This is a genomic window from Amycolatopsis silviterrae, from assembly GCF_042684085.1.
GTDB classification, from domain to species: Bacteria; Actinomycetota; Actinomycetes; order Mycobacteriales; family Pseudonocardiaceae; genus Amycolatopsis; species Amycolatopsis silviterrae.
On sequence record NZ_JBHUKS010000008.1, the window covers coordinates 134,716 to 146,910 of the forward strand.

The 12,195-nt window shown below is 69.9% G+C and carries 11 protein-coding genes and 1 pseudogene; 6 read left to right on the forward strand and 6 right to left on the reverse strand.

The window, feature by feature from the left end:
• Positions 1–29: 29 nt before the first annotated feature.
• Positions 30–455 carry a PPOX class F420-dependent oxidoreductase gene (locus tag ACFSVL_RS12575; protein WP_378303636.1) on the forward strand — a complete coding sequence of 142 codons (426 nt, stop codon included), beginning with the start codon at positions 30–32 and terminating at the stop codon, positions 453–455.
• A gap of 390 nt (positions 456–845) precedes the next feature.
• Here ACFSVL_RS12575 and ACFSVL_RS12580 read toward each other — a convergent pair whose 3' ends face one another.
• Positions 846–1,310, reverse strand: coding sequence for a TetR/AcrR family transcriptional regulator (locus tag ACFSVL_RS12580; protein ID WP_449224373.1), 465 nt, complete (start codon positions 1,308–1,310; stop codon positions 846–848).
• 205 nt (positions 1,311–1,515) lie between these two features.
• Between ACFSVL_RS12580 and ACFSVL_RS12585 the strand changes: the two genes are divergently transcribed.
• Both ACFSVL_RS12585 and ACFSVL_RS12595 read left to right on the forward strand, forming a co-directional pair.
• The gene (locus ACFSVL_RS12585) at positions 1,516–3,033 is read left to right on the forward strand and encodes an MFS transporter (protein ID WP_378303638.1); all 1,518 of its coding nucleotides are present in this window, start codon (positions 1,516–1,518) and stop codon (positions 3,031–3,033) included.
• A gap of 524 nt (positions 3,034–3,557) precedes the next feature.
• Positions 3,558–4,505, forward strand: a complete 948-nt coding sequence (locus ACFSVL_RS12595; protein ID WP_449224374.1) for a cold-shock protein — start codon at positions 3,558–3,560, stop codon at positions 4,503–4,505.
• Positions 4,506–4,750: 245 nt separating this feature from the next.
• On the opposite strand, the pseudogene ACFSVL_RS12600 reads toward ACFSVL_RS12595, so the two are convergent.
• Positions 4,751–5,366, reverse strand: a pseudogene (locus ACFSVL_RS12600) (transposase); the annotation flags it as partial.
• Positions 5,367–5,836: 470 nt separating this feature from the next.
• Here ACFSVL_RS12600 and ACFSVL_RS12605 point away from each other — a divergent pair.
• Complete coding sequence (locus ACFSVL_RS12605) at positions 5,837–6,442, forward strand: class I SAM-dependent methyltransferase (RefSeq protein WP_378303640.1); 606 nt, start codon at positions 5,837–5,839, stop codon at positions 6,440–6,442.
• A 50-nt stretch (positions 6,443–6,492) separates the two neighbouring features.
• A complete protein-coding gene (locus tag ACFSVL_RS12610; protein WP_378303641.1) occupies positions 6,493–7,887 on the forward strand; it encodes an FAD-binding oxidoreductase in 1,395 nt (464 codons plus the stop codon).
• 64 nt (positions 7,888–7,951) lie between these two features.
• Here the strand turns inward: ACFSVL_RS12610 and ACFSVL_RS12615 are convergent, their stop codons facing one another.
• The 4 genes from ACFSVL_RS12615 to ACFSVL_RS12630 all read right to left on the reverse strand — a co-directional run bounded on the left by ACFSVL_RS12615 (position 7,952) and on the right by ACFSVL_RS12630 (position 11,674).
• On the reverse strand, positions 7,952–8,656 hold the full coding sequence (locus tag ACFSVL_RS12615) for a DedA family protein (RefSeq protein WP_378303643.1): 705 nt from the start codon (positions 8,654–8,656) through the stop codon (positions 7,952–7,954).
• Between the two features lie 540 nt (positions 8,657–9,196).
• Positions 9,197–9,601 (reverse strand): hypothetical protein, encoded by a 405-nt coding sequence (locus ACFSVL_RS12620; protein WP_449224376.1) that lies wholly within the window; start codon positions 9,599–9,601, stop codon positions 9,197–9,199.
• A 254-nt stretch (positions 9,602–9,855) separates the two neighbouring features.
• Positions 9,856–11,046, reverse strand: coding sequence for an N-acetylglucosamine-6-phosphate deacetylase (nagA, locus tag ACFSVL_RS12625; RefSeq protein WP_378303645.1), 1,191 nt, complete (start codon positions 11,044–11,046; stop codon positions 9,856–9,858).
• A 52-nt stretch (positions 11,047–11,098) separates the two neighbouring features.
• Positions 11,099–11,674, reverse strand: a complete 576-nt coding sequence (locus tag ACFSVL_RS12630; protein ID WP_378303647.1) for a SigE family RNA polymerase sigma factor — start codon at positions 11,672–11,674, stop codon at positions 11,099–11,101.
• Positions 11,675–11,871: 197 nt separating this feature from the next.
• Between ACFSVL_RS12630 and ACFSVL_RS12635 the strand changes: the two genes are divergently transcribed.
• Positions 11,872–12,147 (forward strand): YciI family protein, encoded by a 276-nt coding sequence (locus tag ACFSVL_RS12635; RefSeq protein WP_378303649.1) that lies wholly within the window; start codon positions 11,872–11,874, stop codon positions 12,145–12,147.
• Positions 12,148–12,195: the final 48 nt, after the last annotated feature.

Genomic DNA, 12,195 nt, shown 5'->3' on the forward strand with positions numbered 1-12,195 from the left:
GATCCTGCTCGCCGGGGTTTCATAGGGGTATGACTGACGACACAGCGCTCTACGACCTCATCGCGGCGAGCAAGCAAGGCGTCCTGGCGACCCTGAAGCGAGACGGCCGTCCTCAGCTGTCGACGGTGACGCATTACTTCGATCGCGACGCGCGGCAGCTGCGGGTGTCGATCACGGATACGCGCGCGAAGACGAAGAACATGCGCCGGGATCCGCGGGTGAGCTACCACGTGGCGGCGTCGGATGGATGGTCGTACGCGGTGGCGGAGGGGCGGGCGGTGCTGTCGCCGGTGGCGTCGTCGCCGGAGGACGAGGCGGTGGAGGCGTTGATCTCGCTGTACCGGAAGGTGGCGGGCGAGCATCCGGACTGGGCGGAGTACCGGGCGGCGATGGTGGCGGATCGGCGGCTGGTGCTGACGGTGGAGATTGAGCGGGTTTACGGGCTGTCTCGCTGAGGGGTTCGGCTGGTTTTGAGCCTGGGGGTCGCGGATCTCTGTCGTCCGGGTCCCCAGGTCTGCGTGGGCACTTTCGGGGACTGCGATGGCGGGGGCTTAAGGCGGCGTCGCGGGTGCCGTTGAGGCTCGTCAGCTGAGGTCGAAGGTGCCGGTGCAGCTCTTGGCGGGTCCGGGTTGGCGCGGGGCTGGGTCGTCCGTGAGGGGAACCCTCACGGACTCTGATTCCCTCAGGGGTCCCCTCACGGCCCTCCGAAGGTGGTTATTCCGCGATTCTGGCGTCCTTTGTGGACGGTCGGCCGGCCAGGGCTGCGAGTCTCAGGTGATGTGACACGGACTCTGCGCATTCCCCGGGGTTTCCGTGCGGGCTTGACGTCTGCGGGTGGAGGCCGCTCAGTCCTTCCTCACTCCCGCCGCGACCGCCGCTTCGGCCGGCTCCCCAGCCTCGATCCGCTCCGCGATCTCGTCGATCCGTCCCAGCAGGCTTTCCGTCGCCTCCTCGCCCAGTGCCGCGCGCATGTAGAGGCCCTCGCCGACCAGCAACACCAGCTCCGCCGTCAGCGGATCCTCGACGTGTTCCAGCATCAGCTCGCGGGCGCGCCCGGTGCAGCGCCGCGTCACTTCCGCCGCGACCGGGTCGTTGAGTACCAGCCGGATCGCGGCCATCGTGGTGCGGTGCAGCGCCAGGTCGCTCGTGACGTCGGTGATCGCCGAGCGCAGGTAGTACCGGACCACCCCTTCGGGTGCGTTGCGCGCGCGTTCGAGGTCTTCGTCGGTCAGCCGGTCCAGCCGCTCGAGAAGACCGTCGCGCAGGGCGTCCTTCGAACCGAAGTGGTAGAGCAGGCCGCCCTTGGACACCCGGCGTGCGCCGCGACGGAGTCGAGCGTGATCTCGGCCGGGCCGCGGTCGGCGAGGATGACCTCGTACGAACCGAGGATGCGTTCACGTGCTGAAGGCTTGGGCATCGCCTTGACTATACCGTCCAGACGGTTTACCTTCTACCTCAGGAACGAAACTGTACCGTCTGGACGGTAAAGACGGTTCAAGAAAGGAAGAGTGCGCCATGGTGCGGCGCGGAGGCCAGTGGTGGGCTTTGGCAGTTCTGGTGCTGCCGGTCCTCTTGATCAGCGTGGACACGACAGTCCTGGGCTTTGCCCTGCCCTACCTCAGCGAGGATCTCGCGCCCACGGGCGCGGAACAGCTGTGGATCGTCGACGTCTACTCGTTCGTCCTGGCCGGATTGCTGGTCTTCATGGGCACGCTGGGCGACCGGATCGGCAGGCGGCGGCTGCTGCTCATCGGCGGTGCCGCGTTCGGCGCGGCCTCGGTGCTGGCGGCGTTCGCCACGTCGCCGATGATGCTGATCGTCGCGCGGGCGCTGCTGGGCGTCGGCGGCGCGACGCTGATGCCGTCCACGCTGTCGCTGATCCGCAGCATCTTCACCGAGGACCGCACGCGGCGTACCGCGGTGGCGGTCTGGAGCGCGGCGTTCTCCGGCGGGATGGCGGTCGGCCCGGTGGTCGGTGGCTGGCTGCTCGAACACTTCTGGTGGGGTTCGGTCTTCCTGATCAACGTGCCGGTGATGGTGCTGCTGCTCGTCGCGGGCCCGCTGCTGCTGCCGGAGTTCCGCGACCCGAACCCGGGCCGCTTCGACCCGTGGTCGGCGCTGCTGTCGCTGGGCACGATGCTGCCGGTCGTCTACGGCGTGAAGATCGCCGCGACGTCGGGCATCACCTGGTCGGCCGCTGCCGCGATGGCCGCCGGGCTCGCGCTGGGCGTGGTGTTCGTGCGCCGGCAGCGACGGCTCGCGCAGCCGATGCTGGACCTTGCGCTGTTCGCCAACCGCAAGTTCGCCGGTTCGGTGATCACGAACCTGCTCGGCGTGTTCGCGCTGGTCGGCTTGCTGTTCCTGCTGCCGCAGTACCTGCAGCTGGTGCTCGGCCTGACCCCGCTGGTCGCGGCCTTGTGGATGCTGCCCGCGACGGTCGCCGGCGTCGTCGGCGCCCTAGCGGCGGCCTGGCTCGCCCGCCGAGTCCGCGTACCAGTCCTGATCAGCCTCGGCCTGCTGCTCGGCGCGGCCGGCTTCCTGGTCCTGACCACCATCGGTGCCGACGCGGGTTTGGCCGCAGTCGTAGTGGCCTTCGTCCTGGTCGGCGGCGGGGTGGCGCTGTCCGAGACCCTCACGAACGACCTCGTGATCTCGGCCGCCCCGGTCAACCGCGCCGGAGCCGCGTCCGCGATCTCGGAAACCGGCTACGAGCTGGGCGGCGCACTGGGCACCGCCCTGCTGGGCAGCCTAGCCACGGCGGTCTATCAGTCGGGCCTGCCCGCCACCACGCCCGCCGCAGCCCACGACACATTGGGCGGCGCAGTAGCCACCGCACACGGCCTACCCGCCGCCGAAGGCGCGGAACTGCTGACCACCGCCCGCGAGTCCTTCGTGACAGCGCTGCACACGAGCGCGTGGGTCGGTGCCGCGATCCTCGTGTACACGGCACTGCAGGCGTACTTCCTGTTGGGACGCCGCCGAACCCGCCCACAACCCGCCCAACCGGAGGAGCCCGCGATGTCGTCCATGTGACCCACTCGCCACACGCGGCCCAGGCTGGGTTCCGTCGCCTCCGGCCTCGCTGCCTCGCTGGAGGTGTCGGAGGCAGCCAGCCAGGCAGGAAGACCGCCCGTCTGACGGCAATCCGCGCTGGGCCGGGGCGCGGGACCGGTGCGCGCCTGGCAGGAACGGCCGCGCGCTTGGCGACGATCTGTGCGGGGCTAAGGGTGCGGAGTCCGGTGCACCCGGCCAGGGCAGGGACTATCGCGCGGTTGGCGGCCACCCACGCTGGGCCGGAGTGCCGTTCGCTCGGGCCACCTGCCGGGCGGCCGGTGCACCGACCTGCGACGGTGCCCGGAACTGGCCTGCTTCGCGCCGTGATCGGATTGGGTCGAGTCCCGGCCCTAAGACCTGGTCTCAAAACTCGGCGTGTCGCTAGGTGAACCAACGGCCCGCCCCTGGCTCCGCACCGCCTGCCTGTGGGCCCGGCCCGACGGACCGGAGGTCTGTCAGAGAGACTGGGGGCCAGTGCCCGCCCTCTCGATCTGGAGACTTTGATGCCGCAAGGGACCGTCCGCTGGTTCGACGCCGAACGGGGTTTCGGCTTCCTCGCGCCCGAGGACGGCTCGCCGGACGTGTTCGTGCACGCCTCCGAGATCGTCGGGGACGGCAGCGCGAAAGTGCTCCGCGAGGGTCAGGCCGTCGTGTTCGAGGTCGGCGAGAACGACCGCGGGCCCCAGGCGCTGCGCGTTCGCGTCACCGCCGATGCGGCCACCGGCAGCGCCGTGGGCCTGCTCGGCACCGTCAACTGGTACGAGCCGGGCAAGGGGTACGGCTTCGCGTCGCCGGACGGCGGCGGCGCCGACATCTTCGTGCACAGCTCCGCCATCGTGACCGGCGGCGTGGTCACCGAGGGGCAGCGGGTGGCCTTCCTGATCGTCGAAGGCGAGCGCGGCCCGCAGGCCGGGCACGTGATCCCGCTGGGAGCAGGGGCCGGCTCACCCGCTGCGGCTGGTATCGCGGACGGTGCCGACGGCACGGTGGCCTGGTACGACGAGGACAAGGGCTTCGGCTTCATCAACCCCGACTCCGGCGCCGGGGACGTCTTCGTTCACGCCCGGGCACTGGCCGAGGGGCTGACGTGGCTCGCGGAGGGCGACCGCGTCGCCTACGAGGTGGTTAGTGGAGACAAGGGCCCGCAGGCCCGCGACGTGCAGCTGGTCCGGGGTGCTGAGCCCCAGACGGCGCCGCGGCGGTCGGCACCTGCCGCGGCCGCAGGGCCGGCTGTGCGGGACGCGCCCGTACGAGGCGGCGAGGGCGTCGTCGCGCGCTACGACGACGACCGCGGCTTCGGCTTCATCACCCCGGACGCAGGCGGCGACGACCTCTTCGCCCACGCGTCCGTGATCATGGGGTCGGAGCCGCTGCGGAAGGGCGACCGGGTCCGGTACGCGGTGCGTCAGAGCGACCGGGGCCCGCAGGCCGACCGCATCGAACGCCTCTGAAGAGGCGGCCCCGCCGATGGCTGATCACTTCCCGACGAGAGCGCTCGTTCATCCCCGTCGATGATGCCGTCAGCAACGCGGCCGCAGCCTCCTCCAGGAGATCGATCTCCCTCGTGGTGACGGGGGCCCCGTGCCGACCCGAGGACCTGCTCCGCGCTCAGAAACTCACCAGTCACCCCATCCAACGACACAGAGCTACCGACGTATCCCAAACGAGTGAATGGATGCGTTAGCTCGATCTTGATGAGCCGGCGGACGTTGATCACGGTGCGGGCCAGCGTGAGTAGCGCCAGCGTGGTGCGTTCGGTCCGGTCGTAGCGCAGCCCGAGGCGTTTGAACCGCAGCAGCCAGGAGATGGTGCGTTCGACAACCCAGCGGACCCGGCCGAGGCGGGGCTTGCCCTCAATCCCGCGCCGGGCGATACGGACCTCGATACCGCGGCGGGTCAGGTAGCGGCGGCAGCGGCGGTAGTCGTAGCCCTTGTCGGCGTGCAGCTTGTCCGGTCGGCATCGTGACAACATGATGTGCGGCGGTAGCCCGTTCGCGTCGCACAGAACGTGGTACTTGGAGCCAGCTTTACTCCGGTCAGTGGGGCTGCGGCCGGTCAGCTCGCCCCCCTTCGACCGCACCGACACCGCGTCGACGCCACGCGGTGTGCCCGGAACCGCATCCGAGCTGCTCGGGTAGGTCTTGCCAGCGGCAGCCGGTGTCGAGCACGAACAAGATCCCCTCTAGCGCGGCACGGTCATCGATCCGGGGCCGCCCACCCGGACCGCGCGCCGCTGGTCGGGACGGGATCAGGGGTTCGATCAGCTCCCAGAGCCGGTCTTCGACCCGTCGCTGCTGTGTCGTCTTCGCCACGACTGCCCACGATCGACGACCAGGACCGGCAGGTTACGCAGTGACACACCCTTAAGTTTTGAGACCAGGTCTAAGCGGCAGGAGGAGTGGAAGCGGTGCGGCGTCGAGTAGCTGGTGGCGACCGTTCTGAGCCGGATTCTGTTCCCGTGCGAGGGAACGCTGGCTGGCGAGCGGTCGGGGCGGAACCCGAGTGCGCCTGGTCGGGGACTGTCGCGACTCGGCCTCGGGGCGGCGCGGTTCGGCACCCTCCGGGGCGGGTTCTGTTTCCCCTGCCAGGAAACGAAAATCTCCCCCCTGTGCAGCCTCCCACCGATCCCAATCAGCCCGGCCGCACTCCCGCCGAAAGCATTCCCCGCCTCGCCACCACCAGCTCCCACACGCCGAACAAACTCCAGTTTTGCGGTTCCAGCAAAGAATCTTGCCGTCAGCCGCGGCCAGCGGAATCGTGAGCGGTGGAGGTGGTCGCGAAAATGGTTCCGTCCGGAAAACCCGAAGCACAAGGCCAGCCGCAGGACGCGCAGGCGTGGGAGGACCTCTACCGCAGCCGGGAGCAGCTGTTCAGCGGTGAGCCGAACGGCGTGCTGGTCACCGAGGTCGAGGGGTTGCCGCCGGGGCAGGCGTTGGACGTCGGGTGCGGCGAGGGTGCCGACGCGCACTGGCTGGCTTCACGCGGATGGCAGGTGACGGCGCTCGACATCTCGCGGACCGCCCTGCAACGGGCCGCCGCCGCAAACGCCGGGATTGCTTGGGTGTGTTCGGATCTGGCCGCCAGTCCGGTTCCGGCTCGGGCGTTCGACCTTGTCAGCGTCCAGTATTTCCCGCTTCGCAAGGACAGCCAGGTGTTGCGGAAGCTGCTCGACGCGGTCGCGCCGGGTGGGACCTTTCTCTTCGGCAGTCATGATCCACGTGATCTGGCACCGGAGCACAGCGGCTACTGCCAGCCCGACGACATCGCGCAGGTCCTTGGCAACGAGTGGACCGTCCTCGTCAACGAGAGCCGGCCGCGGGTGAGTCCAGCGCCTCCGGGGACCGGGCACACCCGCGACACCGTCCTGCGCGCCCGGCGGACCAGCTAATATCGGAATTAATATTCCGCACTGCGGAGATCCCGGTTTACCATGCGGAGATGAGCAACGACGCCCTCCTCCAGCGGCTTCGGGACGACCTCGGCCCGGCCGCGGTGCTCACCGACGCTGACGTCACCGACGCCTACGCGCGCGACATGATGCCGCTCGCTCCCTCGGGAAAACCGTTGGCGGTAGTGCTTCCGGCGGATACCGCGGGAGTGCAGGCGACGGTCCGTGCTTGTGCCGAGGCGAGAGTCCCCATCGTGCCGCGCGGGGCGGGTAGCGGGCTTTCCGGCGCGGCCAACGCGATCGACGGCTGTGTCGTGCTGTCGCTGACCAAACTGAACGAGATCGTCGAGGTGGACGCGGGCAACCGGCTCGCCGTCGTGCAGCCGGGCGTCGTCAACCTCGACTTTCGGTCCGCCGTCGAGAAGCACGGCCTGTTCTATCCGCCCGACCCGTCCAGCTACGACTGGTGCACCATCGGCGGCAACCTCTCCACCAACGCGGGTGGCCTTTGCTGCGTGAAGTACGGCGTGACCACGGATTCGGTGCTCGGGCTGGAAGTCGTGCTCGCCGACGGATCGCTGCTGAAAACCGGCCGCCGCACGGTGAAGGGCGTCGCGGGGTACGACCTCACCAAGCTGTTCATCGGCAGCGAGGGCACGCTTGGCGTCATCACTCAGGCGACTGTCTCGCTGCGGCCGCTTCCGCAGGCCCCGGCCACTTTTGTCGCCGGGTTCACCACCACCGAGGCGGCCGGCGAAGCGGTCGCGCGGGCGGTGCGCGAGGGGCTGGTTCCGTCGCTGCTGGAGATCATGGACGCGGCGTCGATCAAGGCGTCCGAGACCTACCTCAACACCGACCTCGGCGCGGGCTCGGACTGTCAGGCGTTGCTGCTCGGCCAGTCCGACGCCGGCGGCGAGGCGGCCCGTCGCGAACTGGCGTTGCTCGAACAGATCTGCACCGACTGCGGTGCGGACCTCGTCTACGCCACGGACGACCTCGAAGAGGGCAAGATGCTGCTGCAGGCCCGCCGCGTCGTGCTGACCGCGTTGGAGACCTACGGCGTCTGGCTCACCGACGACGTCAGCGTGCCCCGCACCCGGATCGCCGAGCTGATCCGCGGCTGCGAACGGATCAGCGAGAAAGTCGGGCTCAAAATCGCCGTCGTCGGGCACGCCGGTGACGGAAACATGCACCCGACCATCGTGTACGCGCCCGATTCCGAGGACGAGTTCGCCCGCGCCCAGCAGGCGTTCGACGAGATCCTCGACGTCGGCCTGTCGCTCGGCGGCACGGTGACCGGCGAGCACGGCGTCGGCAAGATCAAGCGCGAATGGCTCGCCCGCGAGATCGGACCGGTCGGGATCCGCGTGCACCGGCAGATCAAACAGGCCCTCGACCCAGAGAACCTCTTCAACCCGGGTTCGATGTTCTCGATGACCGACTGACCCGGAAAACGACGAAGCGGCGTCCGGGAAAGTCCGGACGCCGCTTCGGGTTTGGCACTGAGAATCAGTCGCGCACGCGCGGAATCTGCTGCGTGACGTCAGCCGAGTTGTCGGCCGCGGCCGCCTTCTTCTCACGGCGGCTCTTCAGGTACTCGATGGCGATCGGCACGACCGAGACCAGCACGATGAGGACGAAGATCGCGTCGACGTTGTCCCGGATGAAACCGATGTTGCCGAGCAGCGAACCCAGCACGGTGATGCCCGCGGCCCAGAGGATGCCGCCGATGACCGTATACGTGAAGTAGCGCTTCGGGTCCATCCGGCCGATGCCGGCGATCCAGGTGATGAACGTCCGCACGAACGGCACGAACCGTGCCAGCACGACGGCCTTCGGACCGTGCTTCTCCAGGAAGGTGTGCGTCTTGTCGACGTACTCCTGCTTGAAGAACTTCGAGTCCGGCCTGCTGAACAGCTTCGGCCCGACGAAGTAGCCGAGGTAGTACCCCGCGACGTTGCCCACCAGCGCGGCGACCGTGACCAGCACGCACACCAGCCACAGCGGGGCCTTCAGCGTGCCGTTCGCGATGAACAGGCCCGCGGTGAAGAGCAGCGAGTCGCCGGGCAGCACCGGGAAGATGCTGCTCTCGATGAAGATGATCAAGCACAGCACGGCGATCACTGGCGCCGTCAGCCCGTTCAGCAGATGCTGCGGGTCCAGCCACGACGGCAGCAGGGACATGGTGGTCACTGTGTTCTGGGCGAGAATCACACCGAAAACGGTACAGGGTGACTCGCTGTGGCCTCACCGGGCAAGGAATCGCAGGTCATCGGTGTGGGATCGGAGTGAAGAAATCGGCCCGGGAGTGCCTGCCGGAGGCGCCCGTCCGGGCAATTCCGGGCAGGCGCGGCGGGCTGGTGGGCACCGCGGACTGGCGAGGGCAGCGGTTTGGCGAGGACAGCGGGCTGGCGGGTGCCGTGGGCTGGCGGGGCAGCCGTTTGGCGGGCTAGCGGGTACAGCCGTTTCGCGGACTGGCGGCGCGGCAGTTTGGCGAACTAGAGGTGCTCAGCGGCTTGACGGGTTGGCAAGGCGCGGCGGATCGGCGGGCTGACGAGGAGCGGCGGGCACAGCGGTTTGGCTGGGCGCAGCGGGTTGGCGAGGAGCGGCGACTGGCGAGGCACCGCGAGCGGGCGCGGCGACTGGCGAGGGCTGGCGCGGTGAGGTGCCGCGGGGCTGGCGAGGTGCGGCGGGTGCAGTGGGCTGGCAGGCGCAGCCGTTGGCGGGCTGGCGGCGTGGTGCCTCGGCGCGGGCTCAGATCAGCGTGAGCAGCCCGATGACGGACCCGGCGGCAAGACCGAGCAGTACCGCCAGCAGCAGGACCCAGTGCGCGGGCAGCGGGCCGCTCTGGGCTGCCTGAGCGGGGCGGCGCAGGGTCGCGTCGTTGGCTCCGACCGGCGGGATCGAGCCGGTGGTGCCGGGCGAGGTGTGGTCGGCCGCGTCGAGGGCGGCGCGTTCGCGGGCGAGCGAGTCCGCGCCCGCGCCGGACAGCAGGCCGTAGTTGGGCGGCAGTTCGGTGGTCGGGCCGGTCTGTGACGAGGCGGCGGGCAGTGCGCCGGACGCCTCGGCGGGAGCGCCGAAGGATCCGGGCGGGCCGGAGCCAGGGGTGCCCGCGGCGAAGGAGCCGGTGCCGGGCGAGCCGGTGCCCGAGCTGGGCATGCCGGGGCCACCGGAGGTGCTGAAGGAGCCGGTGCCGGGGGCACCCGAGCCGAAGGATCCCGTGCCCGACGTTCCGGGCTGGCCCGCGCTAGTCTCCGGAGAAGCGGCATCCGAGCCACTACCAGGCTCTTCGACCGGGTTCGGCAGGACGTGCGGAGCGAAGACGGCTTGTGCGCGCAGCGCGTCCGCCAGTAGCCGTTCTGGGTCTTTCGGCTCGCTCATCCGCTCCGTCCGCCTGTCGAAGTACTAGGCCGTCACGTACTCAAGGTAGCCCGGCCCGCCTCGGCTACCCATTCGCCCCGGTGCAGGACCCGGGACGGGCGCAGGTCGTCGTCCAGGATCACGGCGTCCGCGGCCAGGCCGGGGCGCAGCGCACCGGTTCGGTCGGCGATGCCGAGCAGTTCGGCGGGTCGCGCCGAGGTCGCCCGGACCGCGTCCAGTACGTCGAGTTTGGCGCCCTTCACCAGGTTGCGGAAGGCGTTGTCCATGGTCAACGTGCTCCCGGCCAGGGAACCGTTGTCCAGGGTGGCGACGCCGTCGTGGACGTCGACCGCCAGTCTGCCCAGGGTGTAGCGGCCGTCGGCGGCGTCGGTGGCCGACATGGCGTCGGTGATCAGCACGGTCCGGCCGCGGCCCGCGTGCTGGGCGGCCAGCCGCACGACCGTCGGGTGCAGGTGGACTAGGTCACAAATCAACTCGACCGTCACGCGTTCGTCGTCGAGCAGCACACCGACCGGGCCCGGCTCGCGGTGGTGCAGCGGGCGCATGCCGTTGAACAAGTGGGTGGCGACCGTCGCGCCGGCGTCGATGGCAGGGACCAGCTGGTCGGCGACTCCGTCGGTGTGGCCGATCGCGGCGATCACGCCCGATTCGGCCAGCTGCCGGACCGCCTTGACGCCGCCGTTCAGCTCTGGCGCGAGGGTGACCATCCGGATCGCGCCGTGGCCGGCGCGCAGCAGCTTCTCGACGGTGCCGGTGTCCGGTTCACGCAGAGTGTCCGGATCGTGCGCGCCGCACCGGGCCCGCGAGATGAACGGGCCCTCCAGGTGGATGCCCGCGAGGTCGCCCTCCTGCACGAGTTCGCGCAGGGCCGCGATCTGCTCGGTGAGCAGGTCGATCGGGTCGGAGACCAGGCTCGCGAGCATGGTCGTGGTGCCGTGGCGGCGGTGCGCGCGGACCGCGGTGCGGATCTCGTCCGGGTCGAGCGTCGAGAACGAGCCGCCGCCACCGCCGTGGCAGTGGGTGTCCACGAAACCGGGCACGACCAGCGCCCCGGCGACGTCCACCGTCGCGGCGTCCGGGCTGCTCGGGGGCGTGCCGGTGCCTACCGCGGCGATCTGCCCGCCGGACACGGCGAGCCAGCCGTCGTCGAGTACGCGGTCCGGGGCCACGACGCGGCCGCCCGTGATGACGAAGTCTCCGGCGTGCTTCACGCGGTCCAGCATATATTGGTCTGGACCAGAGAGGGCCGACCAGCGCGAGATTGGTCCGCCCAGGTCACTGAGGCGGCTGCATTGCCTTCTGCAACGCCTCCAGCGCCCGGCTGGCGGTTGACTTCACGGTGCCCTTCGAAATGCCCGCTGCTTCCGAAATCTCCGCTTCGCTCAGCCCGCCGTAGTAGCGCAGCACGAGCACCTCGCGCTGGCGCGGCGGCAGCTTCGACAGCGCGTTGACCACGGCCTGGTGCTCGCTGGAGAGCATCGCGAGGCTTTCCGCGGACCGGGCGTTCACCGCGTGCGGGGGCACATACTCGCGCGCGGTCTTGCGGCGGCGCAGCACGCTGCGCGATCCGTTGACCACCGCGGTGCGCAGGTAGCCCACCGCCGCCGCGGCGTCACGGAGCCTGCCCCAGTTGCGGTGCAGGCCGGTGAACGCCTCCTGCACGACGTCCTCGGCCGTGGCCGGCTCGTCGACCAGCAGGATGGCGAGCCGGACCAGCCGCATCCGGTGCTGCCGGTAGAGGTCTTCCAGGTTCAACGGGGCAGCCGGCGGCTGCGCCGGGACCGGCCCGTCCATGGTCCGCAGGTGGCCGAGGGTCGCCTCGACGCTGCGTTCCGCGTTCCCCTCCAGCATGTATCCCCGCCTGTCCTCGACGTGTCCGCTCGGGCAGGCCCGTTGGTGCGCGATAGGCACAGCGTGCACACAGGTTCCGACCCGTGCCTAGCCTATCGGGTTGGCACTGCGCTGCCACCGCTCGCATGGTGCGTCCGCCCGGCGGTCACCGGTAGCGTTTGCGGCGTCACTGTCGTGCTCACCCCGGGAGTAAGCGCATGGCCTGGTACCTCGTCGAAATCCGCTACGTCCAGGAGAAGCTGGCCGACGTCCGGCCGCGGCACCGGGACTACCTGAAAGAGCACGTCGCGGCAGGCCGCGTGGCGGTGGCCGGTCCGCTCGCGGACAACACCGGCGGGCTGGTGCTGTGGCAGGCCGAGGACGAGGAGGCGCTGGCCAAGCTGATCGACAACGATCCGTACGCGCTCGAGGGCGTCGTGGCCGAGCGCACCGTCCGCGAGTTCAAGCCGGTGTTGGGGGCCTGGGTCCAGTAAGGCTCGTGAGTGTTAAAACCGGTTCTAACCGGGATAAACACTCACGAC